The sequence below is a fragment of the Paenibacillus sp. FSL R10-2748 genome (assembly GCF_038005565.1).
Lineage (GTDB): Bacteria > Bacillota > Bacilli > Paenibacillales > Paenibacillaceae > Paenibacillus > Paenibacillus polymyxa_B.
In genome coordinates this window covers 238,964-258,633 of the sequence record NZ_JBBOTK010000005.1, presented here as the reverse complement: position 1 = coordinate 258,633, position 19,670 = coordinate 238,964, and the positions used below count along the sequence as shown (strand labels likewise).

19 protein-coding genes are annotated in these 19,670 nt (G+C 42.7%); 2 read left to right on the top strand and 17 right to left on the bottom strand.

Features of this window, described 5'->3' with window-relative positions:
- Nucleotides 1–90 precede the first annotated feature (90 nt).
- Complete coding sequence (locus NSS66_RS17285) at nt 91–972, top strand: AraC family transcriptional regulator (protein ID WP_340959448.1); 882 nt, start codon at nt 91–93, stop codon at nt 970–972.
- Nucleotides 973–1,087: 115 nt separating this feature from the next.
- Entirely contained in the window at nt 1,088–2,062 is a 975-nt protein-coding gene (locus tag NSS66_RS17280) for a bile acid:sodium symporter family protein (RefSeq protein WP_023986870.1), read from the top strand.
- A gap of 265 nt (nt 2,063–2,327) precedes the next feature.
- Here NSS66_RS17280 and NSS66_RS17275 read toward each other — a convergent pair whose 3' ends face one another.
- The 17 genes from NSS66_RS17275 to NSS66_RS17195 form a co-directional block, all read right to left on the bottom strand.
- Entirely contained in the window at nt 2,328–2,753 is a 426-nt protein-coding gene (locus tag NSS66_RS17275) for a MarR family winged helix-turn-helix transcriptional regulator (protein WP_023986869.1), read from the bottom strand.
- Between the two features lie 162 nt (nt 2,754–2,915).
- On the bottom strand, nt 2,916–3,530 hold the full coding sequence (locus tag NSS66_RS17270) for a hypothetical protein (protein WP_340959447.1): 615 nt from the start codon (nt 3,528–3,530) through the stop codon (nt 2,916–2,918).
- 667 nt (nt 3,531–4,197) lie between these two features.
- Nucleotides 4,198–4,989: a hypothetical protein gene (locus NSS66_RS17265; RefSeq protein ID WP_053324574.1), complete on the bottom strand. Its 792-nt coding sequence runs from the start codon at nt 4,987–4,989 to the stop codon at nt 4,198–4,200.
- A 53-nt stretch (nt 4,990–5,042) separates the two neighbouring features.
- Complete coding sequence (locus tag NSS66_RS17260; RefSeq protein ID WP_076161325.1) at nt 5,043–8,081, bottom strand: phage baseplate assembly protein V; 3,039 nt, start codon at nt 8,079–8,081, stop codon at nt 5,043–5,045.
- 11 nt (nt 8,082–8,092) lie between these two features.
- Nucleotides 8,093–8,527: a DUF4280 domain-containing protein gene (locus tag NSS66_RS17255; protein WP_068941311.1), complete on the bottom strand. Its 435-nt coding sequence runs from the start codon at nt 8,525–8,527 to the stop codon at nt 8,093–8,095.
- A gap of 27 nt (nt 8,528–8,554) precedes the next feature.
- Nucleotides 8,555–9,979, bottom strand: a complete 1,425-nt coding sequence (locus NSS66_RS17250; protein ID WP_340959442.1) for a phage baseplate assembly protein V — start codon at nt 9,977–9,979, stop codon at nt 8,555–8,557.
- Nucleotides 9,966–10,634, bottom strand: coding sequence for a hypothetical protein (locus NSS66_RS17245; RefSeq protein WP_340959441.1), 669 nt, complete (start codon nt 10,632–10,634; stop codon nt 9,966–9,968). Before NSS66_RS17245 ends, NSS66_RS17250 begins: the two co-directional genes overlap by 14 nt.
- 20 nt (nt 10,635–10,654) lie before the next feature.
- Complete coding sequence (locus NSS66_RS17240; protein ID WP_340959440.1) at nt 10,655–11,098, bottom strand: hypothetical protein; 444 nt, start codon at nt 11,096–11,098, stop codon at nt 10,655–10,657.
- Nucleotides 11,099–11,218: 120 nt separating this feature from the next.
- Nucleotides 11,219–12,367, bottom strand: coding sequence for a pentapeptide repeat-containing protein (locus tag NSS66_RS17235; protein ID WP_076317397.1), 1,149 nt, complete (start codon nt 12,365–12,367; stop codon nt 11,219–11,221).
- Nucleotides 12,368–12,828: 461 nt separating this feature from the next.
- Nucleotides 12,829–14,163: a DUF418 domain-containing protein gene (locus NSS66_RS17230; protein ID WP_340959439.1), complete on the bottom strand. Its 1,335-nt coding sequence runs from the start codon at nt 14,161–14,163 to the stop codon at nt 12,829–12,831.
- Between the two features lie 221 nt (nt 14,164–14,384).
- Nucleotides 14,385–14,684, bottom strand: coding sequence for a hypothetical protein (locus NSS66_RS17225; protein WP_340959438.1), 300 nt, complete (start codon nt 14,682–14,684; stop codon nt 14,385–14,387).
- Between the two features lie 33 nt (nt 14,685–14,717).
- Nucleotides 14,718–14,921 carry a hypothetical protein gene (locus NSS66_RS17220; protein ID WP_139116824.1) on the bottom strand — a complete coding sequence of 68 codons (204 nt, stop codon included), beginning with the start codon at nt 14,919–14,921 and terminating at the stop codon, nt 14,718–14,720.
- A 39-nt stretch (nt 14,922–14,960) separates the two neighbouring features.
- Complete coding sequence (locus NSS66_RS17215; protein WP_218639123.1) at nt 14,961–15,107, bottom strand: hypothetical protein; 147 nt, start codon at nt 15,105–15,107, stop codon at nt 14,961–14,963.
- 809 nt (nt 15,108–15,916) lie between these two features.
- Nucleotides 15,917–16,237, bottom strand: coding sequence for a hypothetical protein (locus NSS66_RS17210; RefSeq protein WP_209435650.1), 321 nt, complete (start codon nt 16,235–16,237; stop codon nt 15,917–15,919).
- A 5-nt stretch (nt 16,238–16,242) separates the two neighbouring features.
- Nucleotides 16,243–17,457, bottom strand: coding sequence for an ABC transporter permease (locus tag NSS66_RS17205; protein ID WP_053324567.1), 1,215 nt, complete (start codon nt 17,455–17,457; stop codon nt 16,243–16,245).
- Nucleotides 17,454–18,191, bottom strand: a complete 738-nt coding sequence (locus NSS66_RS17200; protein WP_053324566.1) for an ABC transporter ATP-binding protein — start codon at nt 18,189–18,191, stop codon at nt 17,454–17,456. Before NSS66_RS17200 ends, NSS66_RS17205 begins: the two co-directional genes overlap by 4 nt.
- Nucleotides 18,188–19,660 carry an efflux RND transporter periplasmic adaptor subunit gene (locus NSS66_RS17195; RefSeq protein ID WP_076265437.1) on the bottom strand — a complete coding sequence of 491 codons (1,473 nt, stop codon included), beginning with the start codon at nt 19,658–19,660 and terminating at the stop codon, nt 18,188–18,190. The genes NSS66_RS17200 and NSS66_RS17195 overlap by 4 nt, the downstream gene beginning before the upstream one ends.
- Nucleotides 19,661–19,670: the final 10 nt, after the last annotated feature.

Here is a 19,670-nt window from a genome sequence, read left to right as displayed (position 1 = left end):
CAGTACAGACAATTGACAATCCACTGTTTATGATGGACTATATACGTATTTCATCATTAGAGCCGCCTAAGGCTAGGAGATGGATAGATTATGAATAAGAAAGCTGATGGATTTGAGGGTGAAAAGTTATATGTCCTTCCACCCTATATGCTGGATAAATTAAATATGAATCCGCTTACAAAAAATCTATATATTACGGATATAGGCTACTTCAGCCATGCCCGCCATCATTTTCGTGAAAGAATGCACGGATGTGACTCTCATATATTCATCTACTGTGCCAGCGGAAAAGGTTGGATACGAACAAAGGATGGCCTAACGATTGACATGACGGAGCGAAGCTTTGCGTACATTCCCAGGGACATGCCGCATGCTTATGGGGCTGACGATGGAGATCCTTGGACGATTTACTGGTTTCATCTTAAAGGGGACCAAGCTGATGATTTTATGGCATTATTTGAGCCTTTTAAAACGTATATTTCAATGGCCGCCAGTGATGAAGTCAAACTACTGGAGCTATTTCATCAGTGTTACGACCTTTTACTGAACAAATCATACTCCATCATACATTTAGTTCAAGTATCGCAAACGGTCCGTTATCTGCTGAGCTTTGTTGTATCGGTTGCATTTCGCAAGGAAGACAGTACGTACCAGAGTCATGTGGATAAGGCAACACGCTATATGAGTGAACAATTGGAATCCACCCTTTCGCTTGAGGAGCTTAGTCGGCATGTTCAGGTATCCAAGCAGCATCTGAACTTGATATTCAAGCAATCCACCGGCTACTCTCCTGTCGATTACTATTTAAGAATGAAGATACAGAGGGCCAGTCAGCTTTTGGATTTGACGAATGCTTCTATTAAAGAAATTAGCATACAACTCGGTTTTAGGGACCCTTACTACTTCTCCAGGCTATTCAAAAAAATAATGGGCTGCTCTCCTTTGGAATATCGAAATAATTTGAAGGGTTGATCTATGTTCATCAGGAGCGTTCAAATTTGCTTCTATCGGGCTGCCGCAAGGTCACAGATCATTTACGAATCGGGGGTGCAAGGTCTATACTTAAGGTTAAAAAAGGAAGTTTTGTATGCTCCTCACGTTGAATCGTAGACTAAATGCAGCTATGCCGCTAATTACACCAATCAGTATTCTAATTGGCGTCCTGATCGGTACGCCGTTGTCACAATATACCGAACTCTCTCCCTGGCTGTTTGCATTCATGACCTTCGCGGGCAGTATCAGTATGGGGTTTAAGGATTTTGTCCATGTGATAAAGCATCCTGGTCCGCTGATCGCCTGTCTGTTTATTCTTCACCTGGCCATGCCGCTTCTCGCCATGATGCTGGGGCATCTGGCTTTCAGTAATGATCCTTATACGATCACTGGACTTATTCTTGGTGCAGCTATCCCTACAGGTATTTCCAGCTTCGTGTGGGTCAACATCTATAAAGGCAACACGGCGCTGACATTGGCGATCATTCTAATTGATACGATTTTGGCCCCATTCGCCGTGCCGGGCATCATGTCCCTGCTGATCGGAGCGGATGTGCATCTCGATACCTGGGCGATGATGCAGAGTCTGTTCTGGATGATTGTCGTTCCTTCGCTAATCGGCATGGTATTGAACGAATGGACTAAAGGGAAGATCAAGCAGGTATGGGGACCTCGGCTAGGCCCGTTCTCCAAGCTGGCTATGGCTCTTGTCGTCATGATTAACGGATCTGTCATCGCGCCTTATCTGGTCGATTTTAATCTCAAGCTTGTTGGAGTATGCCTATCCATAGTCGTCCTTGCTTCCACTGGATATGCGATCGGTTATCTGATATCAGGGCTGATGCGGTGGAATAATGCAGACCGTACGGCGCTTGTCTTTAACGGCGGCATGCGTAATATTAGCGCGGGAGCTGTGCTGGCCATCACCTATTTCCCGGCCCCGGTAGCACTGCCTGTTGTACTCGGGATGATTTTCCAGCAATCCACGGCATCTCTGGTCGGATTTCTGCTAAGTCGTCGCGACCGCGGCAACGCCAAGGAAAAGCGCAATACGGCCTCAGTTTCTTAAGCAAAGGGGGCTGGCGGCGGTTCCAGAAGATAAACTCCTCCTTATGAGGAGGAGTTTCGGAAGGGCGTTTCTATGCGCACATGGTTGGGAGCTTAATTAAAACATGCATGCACAATCATGTAAATGTTCACTTTCCAATCATAACATTTCTATTGAATCGTCTAGGGTAATAAACTAAGCCCCTGTAAAGAGCCTTTCGTGGCACAACGTTCAAGCCACATATTACCCTAAGGAAACTAAGAACGATATACACAGGTTGCAAAGTCTAAAATAGCTTTTGCGTAAGATTTTGAAATTGTGACTTCACTCCATCTTTCTGAAGTTCTGATTGTAACACCTGATTAAAGGTTTGAAGTGCACGCTGGAATTTATTTTCACCTAATTCCGTAATCCGAGTATACACACCTCGTCGATCATCCTCGCATGTATATCTTTGTAAAGCCCCGCAGTTTTTGGCTTCCATTCTCACTACGAGTCTCGATGTCGCACTTTGACTTAACCCCACCAATTCTTGAAGTTGCTGCAGTCGTAATTTTTTTTCCTCGGAATTGGATATAAAACCCAACACATAAAACTCCTTCAAGGATAAATCATAATTTTGTAGCAGAGCTTGTTCTAACTTATCATTTAAAGTGGAATGGATGTGAGACAAAGACAACCATACATCCAAAAGTTCGTTTTCATGTTGCAAGTTTAGACCACACCATTCTATGTTAAAGTATCTCCACTAAGTTTATCCTATTGTATCAAGCTTAAATGGAATGGTCAAAACTCCTACAATATTTTAAATATTACAACCCGTCATCACCGAACCAGTATGCAAATGCAGTGTGTTATTAGTCGAATGACAGGTTCATTCGAAATTGGTATTTACCACAAAACCAGCATCTTCTAAATAAGGTGGGCTAAATCCGCTTAACCACAGGAACATATCATCAAGTGGATCTTTACCTTCGAAAAAATCTTCATACAATTTTCTGACTTCCATCGAGTCTAATTCTTCTCCTTGTATGTTGATTAACCTATCCAACTTTTCTAAAATACTTACTTCCTTTGATGACAACACCTTTGACTTAATAAGCGTGTCTTTCATATTAGGAAGTAACCCTCTTGGCCAGCAATCCTCATACACACCTCTGTATGAATCATATAAGAAAGTGATCTGACTTATTCCCGCATATTTCCGAACGTGTGGATGCACTAATAATAAAAATTGAGCGACGATTCCAGAACGCTGGCTTATATAATAGGCCCCTTGTACTTCCTTCATTAAGTAAGATTTGTCTTCTACAGAATCAGCAAGATAATTGATGTACATTCTTGAAAGAACACTTATTAAGTGTTCTTTCTCTAAATTCTCCTCCAACTTCTTAATTATTTCTTTTTCACTAATTCCCGCTTTTATAAACCCTATTAAACAAGCTGACACCCCTTTCACATTAACAGCTTTTTCAGCTATACATAACATATATTTATCAAAAATTTCCTTGAGGTAGTTTTCACTAAATGAGTTTGCCTTCTGAAGTGGAGGAAAGTAAAGGGGATTTCCAAAAATAAATTTATTTAATCGTATATAACTATCATAAAATGAAGATATTAATAGCAGCTCGCCTCATTCCACATTTCCCTTAATTCTCAAGTAAAGTTTGATTCTAAAGAACCGTTTTATTTGCGGAATAAAGCACTAGTAATGATACCATACGCTTTTTGTTGCTATAAGTTGTTTTTTTCAAAAGGAGAAAAAAACAAAAAAAGTTTAAAAAGAGGTTGGCTTAATTCTACTGCCCACTTTTTAACCTAAAAAAGCGACGATATCGACGAAAGCGTCATTCTACGCCAAAGTCAATACCGTCGCTCTTTTCTAAAGAGATCTAGTAAATAACATGCCAACCTTAACCTTTACAAAAAAATCTTCCTTACTGCCATAATTCAAAAACCGTTGAATGAGCATCTACTCCCCTTCCCTGTGGCCAGGTATCCCATGTATCTTTTAGTAACACTATAAAGCTGTGACCTGTCATCAAAAGTGTGCCTTTCTATCTTGCAGACTAGTGTGATTTTTAGAAAACGGCTCATAAGTCATTCAAAAAATTCGCTGCACTTGATTTGCCAATCTGCCTCCCCTAAAATTGAAACTACTCTGGCAAAGTATAAATAACATCAAACGGATTCTTATCTTCAAAAAATTCTGCATAAAGTTTTTTAGTTTCTCTTAAATTTAAATTCACATTACTTCGTAATAAGCCACCTAATTTCACCAATACATCTGCTTCCTTTGGAGTTACTATTTTCTTTGCTACTATTTTTTCTGTGTTTTTTGGAGTTACCCACGCCCAATCGTTCACAGCAGATTCAGTAAATGGATATCCAAAAGATAACGAACTGATATGAGCATATTCTGAACACAACGGATGCACAATTAACAAGAAAGCTCCAATTACCGCTGAACGATATCTTATTCTTTGTGCTATTTGAACCCGTCGAGCGAATGACTCTAGATGGCTAGGTACATCCCCCCATTTAGAGCGGCCCATTGAAACTAATATTTCGATGGCGAACTCATGATCTAAGTTCTCAGCTAGCTGCAAAAATATTTCATTGTTAGTAGAGCCCGCAGCGGTAAATGCACCTAAACATCTTGCTGCTTCCTCAACGTTAGTCGCGCCTCGTGATAAAAGTCCTACATATTCATCTAAGAATTCATTTCCAGTGACATAATCAGGAGACTCAACAATGGTCTCAATTAAAAGTGCCTTTGTGCTTTCCACCTTAACTAAAGAAATCATATTAACAAGCTGAATATAGTAGTCACCTTCTAATTCTTCTAAATTACATTGATTCTTTAGCAACTTCAAAGCAGCTACTAAAATACCATCATCTCCATCTACTGAAGCGTTGGTTATCAACTCCATAATTTTTTTTACCATATATCCTTCCCTCTCTCTTTCCCTGATTTCATCAAAGGGTATTTCACTTCAATTTATAAATGATTCTGAATAATTTTCCACTCTATAACACCATTTACTTCCTTATAAAGAAGCCTCATTTTATTCGATGACCCTGTGTTTTCTTCGACGAGATCAAGGCTATTCCATCCATCGTCACGGGGATGATCTCTAAAATCAGATAATCTTTGCGCTGCAGCTGAATCTCCATTTTTGCGGGCTACAAGATCATTTAAGTGCTGATTAGCTATTCTCTTTTCATCCCTGGTAAGATGCCTACGTACTGGATTCTGTGTTTTTTTAGCTATCCTTATATCTAATGAAATCAAATCATTAAGTGCATCTCTGGGCTTCATATTAGCATGTTTAATTCCTAATAATTTCTCTGGTGGTATAGATTCTGTTTTAGTATTTCCCGTCCCCTCAGAAGAATGATCATCCTTTTTAGGTGATCCTCCTGGTGAAGCACCGTCATCTTTAGAATGCTTCTTTCCTTTCATTCCAACAATAAAAGCAAATGCTGTATCTACTAACAAATGGGCATTTTCTTGTTTGGATCTGTTTATCGTTTTTTCATAAGCAGCATCTGGATCCGTTATGACATTAACGATGTTATCTGCTACGTCTTGCTTTGCTTGGAAGTTATCGGCCACCATTTGACGGATATCTAGATTAGGAAAATTACGTATTCGTTCCCATGTCGCTTCTACACTCTCATAAGCAGAGTTTTTGATTTCATTCAGCACAATCCGCTCAGTCTCATCCAGGTCTTTCATAAAAGGACTTTCCCTATACGGCCCATACTCTTTTCTATATTCGTCAATTGAATTCAGAAAATCAATTAGATATTTCTTCTGTTCCGTCGTGTATCCTTTCATATCATCCCGATACTTGGAACTCATCAAAGCTCTGTCACTATATCGAAAATGGTTGTCCGTCTGCCGCTGATGTTCCATTAATGCGACTATATCTGTGGAGAGATCTTGATTATTATAATAAGCATCCAGCGCCTTTTCAAACTGTTGATCCACATTTCTTTGATACCAGCGTTCCCGTATATCAGAAGGAATATCGCTATAGGCTTGTACGGAAGCCTGATTGACTCCCTTTACATAGTTGATGAAGTCATGTATGGATTGTACTTCTCCATACCCTCTGGCACTCGTCCATACCTTGCCGAGAAAATCCATCGTCGCATGCCGTTCACGGGCTCTCTGTTCCTCCGCGTGTGCATGTAAGGTTTGAGCAGCAACCTTGGCCGTCTTCCCCAACACCACTCCCCAACCATGGGAAGGGACGCTGGCAATCATGGACAATCCTGCTGCCGCATATTTAACTATGGATGACGGTCCAGAGGAAGCCACTTCGGAACGAATCGAAGCTATTTTTTGACTTGCTGCTTTCGGTATGGCACCCAATACAGGAATAGACGCAGCCACATCACATACTTTCTGGGCTAATCCCAATACGCCATCGAGTAGACTAGCCTTCGGTGAATTTGGAGTGTTTACGGCTGACTTAACGGCTCCCCCATCTTTCGATGTAACGCTTGAATTGGAGCTTCCCCCTGTACTGCTGTTTGCTGCACTTTTTGCCGCCTGCGCCTCCGCATAAGCTTTCATAGACATTAGTGGTGGTTCCCAAATCGGTGCTAAATCAGCAACAAAAACCGATCTTTTAACCGTGCCTTCTAGCTGTACTTTAGCGGACCGTATATCCGTTTCCCCATCCAACACCAAGCTACTGCTGCCCGCTTTGAAATAAATAGCCTCGGCAGCTTGAATATTCAGCTCCCCGTCTGCATGCAAGGAGAGCGTCTTGCCTGCCGACAATGACAATTCATGTTCACTGACGACCTGAATACCCGAACCATTCATTGAAATGTGAACCTGTTCCGATTTAGCCGTCACCTTCAATTCACTGGCACTCAGCTTGATGGCCTTGCCATGAGGAGTCCCCCAATACTTGGTGGCTGGATCAGTGAGCTTGGGGGACGAGCTTCGCCCTTGTCGTATGGAACTTGCCGCATATCCATCCGCCTCCTGCTCTGTAGGGAAGCGGACAGATACTGTATCTCCTCGTTCCGGCATGACGTACCACCCGCTATGTCCTTCGGCGGTATAACTGCTGGCATATGGAAACCACCACGCCTTATCCTGGTCTTGTTTTTCATCCACTGTAAGATGAATACGGATTCGGCCTGATTTGGCTTCTATTACACGTCCTTCGAATGAAGCTCCTGTGAGGTGGGGGCACAAAATCTCTGTTTGCTGAATTCCCTGTTCGTGAACCAGTTCATATTCGTGTAATAGCAACCCTTTCCGCAATTCAGAAGTGACTTCTGCCACCATCCATTGCTCACCATTCCAATTCGTGAGGTCTCCGGGCCTGGCAAGCGTTTCACTCTCCATCATGTAGCTGAATTCCGCTGTCCTTTTCGGATCAAAACTACGTCGAGTACGGTAAACCGGATGCTTCATCTCAACGTACTGCCCCTCAGGCATACCAAACCAGAATTTAGGTCCATTCAATGAGATCTCTGGGATCAACACCGTTCCAAACCGGGAAGCCATCCGTTTGAGAAAGGCCCAATCCGTCTCTCGATATTGTAAAGTAAATTCATGTAAGATAGTACTATCTGTTATGTTATCAATAACATCGGCCTGATTGTGCTTCTGAATGATTTGCTTGATCAAATTTCCGTAGGGCATTAAGGTATCCTGATAAGACCGCGTTACAGGTGTGATATCCAACTGAATCGTATGAGAAACGGCTTCAAGCTCCACATAATAGATGCCACGCACCATCCGTGTTTCTGCATGGACCAGTAAACCATGGAACAAAATGCGTTCAGGCTGACCATTCTCTGTTTTGGTACGGATAATGACCGGTTCGTTATCCTGATCCTGTTCTATGTAATGATCTCTCTGCTCTTCATCTAACCATCCACTGATCTTTAACCGGGCATGGTCATTTAATTTTCGTTCAATACGCAGTTCGCTTATTGTTTGAAGAGGATATGGACCTGTACATTCCAACTCCGTATACGTTAACATCGTTTGTGTGTGATTCAACTTGTACCTCCTTACTCCAGCGTCTGGCCATCGTCTGTAATCCGAATCATTCCCCCGTATAGGCACGCATTCGAGCATTGATCCAGCAAGGCTGGTTCTCCCTCCACAAGCACATCACTTTTGCCGCCGATCCAGGGTCCGGTGATGACCGGAACACAGTTCGCTTTTTTCACCCCGTAGATATCCACCATGTCACTGCTTTTGACCGCTGGATTAGCTGGACAGGAGCAACGACCGAAATTGCTGATATTGGTTCCTGGCAAGTAATCTGTAACGTTCATTTGCGCTTTATCTTTTACATATACTCCGTGACTGAACGGACGTTTGAGACGTGTCGGTTGCGTACCAAAGCTGCAGCTTAAGATCGCCCCAGCAACAACATATCCTTGTTTACTTCCCCGTCCAGCTTGAATAGGTTCCTTATCGGAATGAGACTTATTTGCCATTCTTCTATTCCCCCTTTCATTCCTTTCTTAGTTCGTCTTCACTTCACTGCCCAGAACATTCGTCATTCCGCCCAGCGATACGGTGCTGCCTTTGCTCGTCATTTGAATTTCATTCCCTGCCGTGATTTTCACTTTACTACCAGAATGAATGGAAATATTTCCCAATGCCGAGAAATGAATCTGTTTGTCGCTTACAATATGAATACCCTCTTTCTCATTTAACTGTATATACACAGTTCCCTCCTTACTGGTGATTACAATTTCATCGGGAGTTAATTTGATTTCCTTACCGTGGGCCGTACGAAATAATTTGATGTCGGGATTAGCAAGAGCATGCTGCTCTACACTCTGATTCTTTTGGCGCAAAGATGTACTTGCCATGCCTTCTTCTTCCCGATGGGCGGGGAAATAGAGTAGCACGGTATCTCCCAACTCAGGCATCACGTACCATCCGCTATGTCCTTCCGCAGTATAAGGAGAAACATACGTGAACCAGTGGGCCTTCGTAGGGTCTTGAACGGCATCTATATTCAAATGTAATTTGATACGATCTCGCTCTACCTGAATGACTTTACCCGGTAAAGACAGACCGATAAGCTGTTCGTTAAAGACTTCCTTGTGCCTCAACCCCTTGTGAGAAGTTAAGGTATACACGTGCTGCAGTACACCCTTTTGCATGTGAGTATCTACCTTGTACACGTACAAGCTTTTACCTTTAAAGGTAACGGTGCTGCCTAACTCCAAAACTTGCTCCGCCTCAACCAGATAATCAATAAAATCATGCTCGTTTACATGTGCTGTATCATTGCCGTTAAAATAACGATAATCCGCAACTCGTTTACTGACGGTATAATGATAATTCGTTAAATCAAGTCCTGACGGGGTCTCCTCAACACCAAAATAACACTTCGGCACATCAAACACAGAGGCAGGCGTGAGTGAAGTATGATAACGCGAAGCGATCCGCTTTAGGAACTCCCAATCTGTTTCACGATATTGGACCGCTATGCGACCTAAAGCTGCTCCCCCTGTAGCCGAATCAATAATGTCAAAACCGGGATAATTCCCACCTACAGCCCGCAGCAATTCCTCTACCTTCATATTTTTATCTTGAAAGGACCTGTCTTTTTTGCGAATATCCAGTTTATACGTGTGTGATATAGCTTCGACCTCCAGGTAATACACATCTCGGACAGCTCTGACTTCCATATGAAGTACCGTTCCGTTAAATAGCGGTGTTGGTGTTCCTGCCTCATCCAATTGTGATACACAAACCGGGGAATCGGCTTCGATCAATTGAACATAACTGTCCTGTAATTCTTCAGGTAAAATAGCTGTAAAAGAGAGCCGGGTATGCTCATTCAACCGCTTGGTCATACGCAATTCCTGAATACTCACCAATTCAAATGGTGTAATTTGCAGCCGATCATATGTAATGTTAGTTAATGTCATAAGAGTTACTTTCCTTTCGCTCGGGTTCGATTTTCAATGTTAGCAGCATACTGCGGGCAACGGGCTTCCAGCTCACTATTTCTTCTTCCGTACAGTTAAACGCACACATTAGCGCCCGTCCTTCCAATACTGTAAAAAAAGATAAATTATACATACGAGCATTCCATACTGGCGTCATGAATTCGCAGTATCCTATTCGATTCTCTCCTACCTCCAACACTTCATGGCCAAACCATTCGGTCAACTTCTGGGTTTGTTTTACCACCTGAGCCATCTCATCCGTAAAGTTCTCCAACTCTTCTATTTGCAACGGGCTTTCGGTATGCTTAAAGGTTAAGTTAATCGTGCCTGCCTCATTAGTGAAAATAAAATCTGGGCGATGGTGAGAAGGATATTTTAATAGCTGCTCATCAATTGGCATATCCCGAAAGCTCTTTGGCATTGTTATACTGATGCGTTCATCCACTAAATACCGCTGAGCAAAAACCAGACTTTCCCCTTCAAGCTGCATGAATGTTTGTAATGTTTGCCCAAACGGCTCCTTCTCGTGTGCGTGACTTAAAGCTTCATCCTCAGTTAAGGATGGATTATTTTCGGCATTTTCTGATCTTACCGTATGTAGCAAAGAAACAATTTTCTTATCCACATGTTCCACAAATATCTCCTCCCATTTCGTTACTGCATATCGACTTCCTGAAAGGAGATACCACTCGTTCCCCTCCGCAACAGACTTTCTGCTAATGCCAAATTTACTAATGTACAGGTTTCACGCAAACCTTGAACTTGCAATAAGGGCCTTCCCTCGGTGCGCTCTCGATCTACTACCAACTTCATCAATGTTCCTCCGGGATGAAATGTACTTAGCTCACCTACACAGTTCACTAAAGGGGGCTGAATCATCCAGTACAACTTTTGCTGAGAACGTTCCATATCCCGAAACAAAGCCATACGACTGAAGAGGCTCGGCGTATAGACCTGTAACAACTCATGTACAGAATCAGATACCACCATCCTCGAACCCATCAGAATATCAGGGTAAACCGTGTAATCGTGACCCTTGACCTTAAACTGTGCAGCATAAGAAAAGGGCCATTCCGTCCAATTATTAATATTTACCATCTCTGCATTGGCCTCTTCGTCCCATATGGGAACAGCAGAATACAACATCCGATCATCATGTTGACAAAGAAAATACTCCACTATGCCACGTCCCTTCCATTGCGCCTGTCCTACATGGTTTCATCCAAATGAAGTTAGATCCCGGGCAACTGGATGCATCCCTAAACTAAATCGGGTTCCATCCAGCACCGCCCCTTTGAAACAGGCCCCCTCTATAGCTGCACCAATGAAGTCGGCCCCCTGCAATATAGCCCCGGTGAAATCAGCATTCTGTAAGTAAGCGCCCTGAAATTTGGCTCCTGTAAGATCTGCTCCTGCAAAACTTACGGGTTGAAAACCAGGTCTTTCCCATCGTTCAGACTGGTATATTCCAGGTACAGCTACTGCATCTCGAAAAGACGTTCCTCTTAAGTTGGCTTTTTCAAAACAGGCTTCTTGAATCAAACAATCGCTAAAGTCAGCTTCTATTAAACATGCTTTATTCCAACAGGAGCCAATCAAATTTCCTCCTGTAAAAACACCATTGATAAAAGAACTTTCACTCAAATCGGCATATTGCAGACGTATTCTCTCATAATTTCCTTGAGACCCATCGATCTTGCGGAAAACTTCATGTATGTAGTCGTAGGGCTTTTTTTCCTCTAGCCAGTCTTTAATCATAGTGGAATTTTTGATACGCACATCTCGTTTATAGACGACTTCACTTTGGTCTAAATACTCTCCGATTCTCAGTTCAAACACATCTTCCAACTGAATTTCATGGGCAAATTGAATTTCATCCAGCCATTCTTCCGTTATACTAAAACGTGCCAAGGCAATGATATATTGATGAATATATACTGCCACGTGCAATTTCATCCTCTGAATATCATCTAATCCGATTCTTCCACCATATTTCTTAGCGTGCTTGCTTAATTCAGTCTCCCACTCGTCCAAATAGCAAAAGGCCCATTCTGCATCATAAGTATCCCGGCAAGTATGGCGATCCATAAACCATCTCTTATCCATCGCCTCCACCAAATAGGTCGCCCTTCCGTTTGCTAATTCGGTACGAAGCATGGAATAAGATATATATCCCAAGGCGTGTTTATCACCTTCTTGCTGCATCAACTTGACTTTCTCAAATATCTGCTCCAGTGAATTGCAAAATGTCTTGGCTAAAGCATGCTTACGATTTTGAAAAGAGGCTTCCAATGCGAATAACATTCGATGCTTTAGGGGTTCATAGATCTCATTTTTAAAATGTCGAAAGACCTCTTCACGATTCACGCTCTATCTCCTTTCTAGTCGTCACATTTACATAGGCTGCACGCCTCAATTAGTTGGTTATCTTAAACCGAAGTCTAATTTTAATGATATGTGAAATCATAATTTTCAAGGGTATATTTAACAGTAAATCATCCTTATGTATGTATCGGACAAATTAGTGATTTTGTTTACAGAAAGACCCATAACTGTACTCAATGAAAAAGGGGTGGGTTCACAATTGAACCCACCCCTTCCGAGAAATTAAATATTAATATTTTCTATTATTTTCATGATTAGTTTCTCTTTTCAATTCTGTTCAATGATCATCTTATAGCTCAGTTTATCTAGGCACCATGATCAGAGCCGATGAATACCGAAAATCGGACTGTATTCTCTTTATCTGGTATCCTGTTTGATCAGTCCGTTTTAATTATAACCCGGCACTTTCTATGACTATAAATATAGAGTATCAAGAAGGCTATCTACTTTACTGTTTGTGAGACTGGTTGGGTAGGACTGAATACTCGGTCAAAACGGCGCATCAGTCCTTCAAGCGGGCCGACAGGAAGCCGCGCAATCAGCCAGCCCAGCAGTAGTGCCGCCACTCCGATAATCAGGTCGCCGAACGGAACGCCTTCGAGACTATGCCCGATTCCTATCAGATCAAGAATCCAGACCACCACAAACTGAATGGCATACATGGTCAGCGCCACGCGCCCGACTGCCGCAAAAGGCATTAATACAGCGGAAAATTTCTTCGTCACGAAGCATGCCAGTCCCAATACCAGAAACGAGATTCCCAGGCCTATAATCGTCTGGAATGACGAAGCGGTGTGCGGAGCCGACTGCAAAAGCATATGCCACATCGGTGGTTCCGTGTTAAGCGGCCAAATTGCGTATTCATCCGGCTGCATAGGAGCAATTCCCTGTGCGCTGATCAGCCATTGTTCAAAACGAAGGCTCCAACCTGGAAGCACAAAAGTGGCCAGCGTTTTGCCTATCACAAGCATAACAATACCGCTGCCTGCGAGTATGAGAGCTGTGCGTATCCTGGTGAGGTCAAAGCGGCCAATGGCCATGCCGGCAACAAATGCAGGAGTCAAGGCGAGAGCTGACATCGGACCTCCCGCGATATCACTAAGAAGATAAGCTTTCGAGAAAATGCTTGATCCAAGAATCATTAGTGGCGGGGCCGTCACGAGCAAAACTGCTGCTGTTGTAACAATTGTGCGGGTCGAACGGCGAAATAACATTAGTGCCAACACAAACATAGCTGCATAGGCAGGCAAAATGACACCATATGGAGTGTTCAGCATAATAAGCAAATATCCGATAATATCAACAAATACGGCGCGTGCCAGCATTCGCGCACGGAAAGCGGCCGTATCCGCTCCCCGATCCATCATGCGCTGTGCCATAATGGAATAAGATATACCCCCGCACAATACGAATAATAGTGTCGTGTTTCCGGAAACAATCGCAGAAACGTTTGGGTTCGATCCGAAGTGCTGCAAGTACATTCCCAGCACCGCCAGTCCTCGTACTGCATCAAGTGCTACAAGACGCCCGGTGCCCCGCCTTCTCCTCGACTCTTCTACAGAGCTTCGAGAAGGAATATCGCTTTGTGTACCGTCGTAGGATGTATTGGATATACCTGCTGTATCTACTGCTTTTTCATCCAATTTATTAGCAACCGTCTTTTCATCTACTTGATTTTCATTCAACTGGCTGTTTACGGAAGAAGCTCGTTTTTTAATATTTTCCTCTCCCTCATACTCTCTGACGAATCTGCTCATCAGCTTTATACTGCTTAGCAACTTGCATTCCTCCCTGAAAATACTGAATTCACATTTTTATCAACCTGGTTATGCAGAGGATTGATGTCACGCTATAGTCCAATATATCCTGCAGATGTCGCTAAAGTTTGATCAAGTTGTAAACAAAATGTCACAGTAGGCGAAACCGTTTTATCGCAAAAACAACCTTATTCGCAGTTGATCACTGGAATAAGGTTGTTTGCAATATCATTAAAAGTCACTCAGTATTTTCCGGCGACGGCATTAAAAATTGAATTGGCCAGTAGTCGGAATTGCTGCTGTGAATGAGCGCCATTGGTTAGATCATTGGAGAAAACAGTAAGATTCTTTTTGTTTTCCTTATAGGTGAAGGCCATGATCTTTCCTCTTGCGGCATCGTGACCTGGCCACCAGCCCGCTTTGAAGAAGTTTTCTTTATTACTAATGGTTGCAAGAACTTTTGCGGCTTTAGGTAGTTTCGTAATGTAAGAACCTGAAATGGTGTAGAAGTATTCTTCATTATCGTAAGGGGCTGTAATCACATGATCCTGTTTGACATTTGCCAGGAAGACCCCTTAGCATCTTTCCCACGTCGGTTCAGCAAGCGCAAATTGAGGAACCCGGTTTTTCACATTAGAAGGTTTAAGAACTTTGCCAACGGGTCTGTTATTGCCGAATGCCGTTATATCAAGATAGTATTTGGCTGCCAGCGGATGCAGATCGTCATAAGCCACTGCGAAGTCACCGGCTTCATAACCGGCTCCGCTCTTCATAAGCATGGTGACGTTTATTCTTTTTTTTAGCAGTTCATTGACCACTTAGATGGCTTCGTTATTTGTATTTCGGATTAACACATAGATGGAATGATACAGCATCTCTGTTACCGGAGAGGTTTTGTCCGCAAATACGCCAGCTTCTTTAACCGCATCACGTTCAAAACCGCGCAGATCCAGGAAATCCTGCACAATCTCACCTACTACGGAAGCATAGCTTTTCCGTCTGGACCGGTTCCTGGCTTACAGCGGCCGGCGCATCAGGCAAAGGTCGGGCTTTGACGTATCCGTCTTCCATGAAGCCAGAATCAAAACAAAGGCAATAACGATTACGGAAAGGCCTGCCTGGGTGCCCGACACCTGACCTGCGCATTGAAATCAGACAGGTCCAAAAAGTCCCAACAATAAAAAGAAATTTAAGGATTAGTGCTTGAAAAGAAGCTCTGTGCAGCAACGACTTCACAGAAGCTTCACTCTTGTTTAAAATTATTAGCTATTTCTTTTATGGAGTATCCTTGGACTAGGCGTAATTAAGTACAGTCCTTTGCTAGTCATTACTTACCATCAAAAAAATCCGATCGACTTCCTCTCGAATTTTCAAATCCAGGGTATCCCAGTGATAATCAATTAGTTCTCTATGTGAAGAGTATCCTCCCATCTTTTTTCATTTCTTAATAAATCTATAGCAAGATTTTTGGCAATTCTCAAAAGATAAAACGGATACGATCTTTGGGCCAGTCAAGGGAAGCACTTATAAACCGAATTAAAGCATTCGTGCAACAAATCTTCGGCATCCTGTTTGTTATGCACTATTCTCAAGGATTTCCAAAGAGTTCTGATTTATAAGATAAAAATAGATCCTCTAAATCTTTAATGTCCATATTTTGCTTATTCCTTCCGTTCTGTTTGGTTACAGTGTTCTCTTGACATAAATAACATAGAAATTTTTATCATCTGTCTCCTCAGGCTTTTGGACGAGCATTTGCTGATTCAAGTACTTTTCAACAAATGGCTGCATCTTCAATATCAGTAACATTTTTTAGAGAGGATTCGCTCCCTTTGGATTCGTTATTTAATTTGTCGGTTGATACTGTTTTTATTTTTTCTGCAAATTCAATCGTTTTTACTGGCTGTGGTTTACTACTGAAGATGTCAGAGAGTTTTAAAATATTTAGAACAATACAAATGATAATAATAAACAGTAGTCTTCTTCTCTTAATCCGATGAGCTCTGGTTCTATTATGCGTATAGCTTTTTTCAATAGTATATGTTTCTCCAAAATCTAGAAGCAGTTTACGTTTTATTTTGCGACCATGTGCCAATAAAATTATTCGTATCTCAATGCATCTATAGGCTTCAAGCTTGCTGCTTTATAAGCTGGATATACCCCGAATAGAATGCCTGTACCTGCGGAGCTGAGAAACGAATATATGATAGGCGAGACCGTAAATTGAATGGCCATATGAGAAGTTGCTTCAATTATTTTGGATGCTGCTATACCAGTAACAACCCCGAGGATACCACCCATTAGACCGAAGATAACTGCTTCTGACAGAAATTGAATCATAATATCTCTTGGCTTGGCACCGATAGCTTTTCGAATCCCGATTTCTCTCGTACGCTCTATAACTGAAACCATCATAATATTCATAATTCCGATTCCCCCTACCACGAGCGATATCGCGGCTACACCTCCCAGCAAGTTGCTCATGATTTTATCTACACCGAAAGCTGCACCTACTGCTTCGGACAGACTTGTAACTTGAAATTGATCCGGTTCTGAAGGTTTTAGCTGGTGCGTCACACGCAAGCTTTCCAATATGTCTGAATGAGCCTGATCCATCAAAGCTGGTGACTTGGCGGACACATCCAGAGTGACAATATTCTTCTCACCCAAACGGTTCATCATAGTGGTAGCAGGGATATAAATTTGATCATCACTACCGTAGCTTAAGTTCGTAACTGGCTGAGTATCCAATACTCCGATCACTTTGAAAGGGATCTGTTTAACTTGAAACGTTCGTCCTAATACATTTTGGGTATCTCCACCAAAAAGACGTTGAACCGCTTGGCTTTCAAGGACGGCGACATTCATGCGTTTATCCATCTCATCGTTGGTAAATGTTCTACCCTCGGCAAAGGAAACCTTTTTGACCTTATAGAATGAAGCGGAAGTCCCTACAATAGTGGCGTTATAGTTATATCGCCCCCACGTAGCTTTTGAATTGCTCGTTATATTTGGCATTAATGCATCTATAGACTTCTTTTGTTCCAACGCCTCGATATCAGCCCACGTAAATGAGGCCAAGTTGCTCACAATGACTTCTTCTTCAGTCATTGGCATGGCTGGAGCAACCATAAGCACGTTATTTCCTAATTTGTCGATTTCCTCCTTAATACTGGCCTTAGATCCATTTCCGATTGCCATAATGGCAATAACCGCCGCTACCCCAATAATAATACCGAGTATCGTTAAAAATGAGCGCATCTTGTTGGTGGTTAAGCTATTCATAGATACACGGATTGTTTCCATCAAATTCATAGGCTTACCATCCTTGATGAAATTCGTCTATTCGTAATACGCTCATCTCGTTCAATATTACCATCCCGAAAACTAATCAATCGTTTGGCATATTCAGCAATTTCCAGCTCATGCGTGACCAAGACGATGGTTTTTCCCAGCTCATTCAAGCCTTGGAACAGCTCCATAATCTCGACGCTCGTCTTCGTATCCAGTGCTCCCGTAGGCTCATCCGCCAGCAGAATAACAGGATTATTCACCAATGCTCGGGCAATGGAGACACGTTGCTGCTGACCACCAGAAAGCTCATTAGGCTTGTTATACATTCGTTCTGCAAGACCAACGCTACGTAGTGCCTCCACGGCTCGTTCCCGGCGTTCCTTGGCAGGTATACCTGCATACATCATAGGTAGCTCTACATTTGCTAATGCTGTAGTTCGGGGAAGTAGATAGAATTTCTGAAACACAAAACCCAGTTTCTGATTTCGAATCTCCGAAAGCTCGTTCTCACGAGCATCCAATATGGAGTACCCATCCAGGTAGTACTCTCCGGTATCGGGATGATCAAGACAACCAATGACATTCATCATGGTAGACTTGCCCGAACCAGAAGGTCCCATAATGGCAACAAATTCACCTTCGCTAATAGATAAATTAACACTGCGCAGAGCCTGAATCTTCTGACCGCCTACCTCATACATTTTTTTCAGTTCTTTAATTTCGATAACAACTTTATGGGATTGATTTTCTCTCATTGTGCCTGACCCCCATCAGGGTCTTGACCCTCTTGACTGCCATTGGAACCAGCACTACCACTCTGAGGTGGAATAACAATGGTCTCGCCTTCCTTGACACCGGACTTGATTTCGGCCTGATCCGCTGTATAGACACCTAGCTTCACTGGCCTGAATTCATAATCTGCAGGGTTAGCCGGGTTCTTCGCTACATATACTCCATCCACTCCACCTTCGGATCTCAATGCGAACAGTGGCACTGTAAGCGTATCTTTGTGCTCAGCCAACTGGAGCGATACATCTATATTCATCCCTGACTGTAGCTTTATTTTTTGGCTATCTAAAGATAATTCAATTTTGTATGTAGTCACATTGGATTCAGTAACCGGCTCTGGAGATACAAAGAGGACTTTGCCTTTAAATTGTTTGTCCGGGAATGAACTTGTGTGCATCGTAGCCTGAAGCCCAGTCCTCATTTTAGCAATGTCACTTTCGTTAACCTTGGCACTAACCTTCATAATGCCTGTATTAGAGTTGTTCATAACAATAAAAGGTGCTGTAGGACTGGTACCCACATCGCCGTTGACCTTCATGATTATTCCATCCCATGGCGCTGTAGCCTGTAATTTGTTCAGGACACTTTTCTTCTGTTCCAATTCCGTTTCCGCCTGTTGTAAAGAAGCCTGTGCGGATTGAATGTTGGAAGCATCAGGCGGGGACTGTGCAGCTCTTAATTGTATTAAAGCTGTTTTATAGCCCATTTCCGCCTCCTCAATCGCCTGAGCTTGGCGGTTCTTTGCCTTTTTATATTGAAGTTCAACATTATTCATATCCAATTTTTCCTTATCCAGGTTTTGCTTGGCCGTCGCCAGGTCACTTTCTGCAGCTGCATCATTCTGAACTAGATAAACCTGGTCATCATAATCCTTTTGTGCTTTATCCAAAGTCACCTTGGCCGCCTCTTTTTGTGCAGTGGCTTCCTCTAAATCCATCCCGTCCTTGGCTGTTTTAATCGCCATCTGTGCCTTTAAGACATTTGCCTTCTGGAGCTCAATATCACTGGACTTCGGTCCACGCTTGGTTTCCTCCAGCTTGGCTCGGGCTATCGCTACATTGGACTCAGCATTTTTAATTTGTAACCTGGAATCGGAATCATCCAAACGAGCCAGCACCTGACCAGCCTTGACACTATCTCCTGCTTTGACATTGACAGCAATGAGCTTGGCACCCTCGACATTTGTAAAATTAATATTCACTTCCTTAGATGCCTGAACGGTCCCAGTCACTTTAAGCGACTCGGTCATGTTTGTTTTCTGTACCTGTACGATCTGGTTCACAGGACTCTCCACGGGCTTTTCCTGCCCCTTTTTCATATAAACAAAACTTCCAATTCCCGCTATAATAACCAAGACAAGAATACCTATGATCCCTTTCAATCTTTTTTTCCTTCTTAACACTTGCAAAGCATCTTTCTTTTCTGTTTCCGACAATGTTATATCC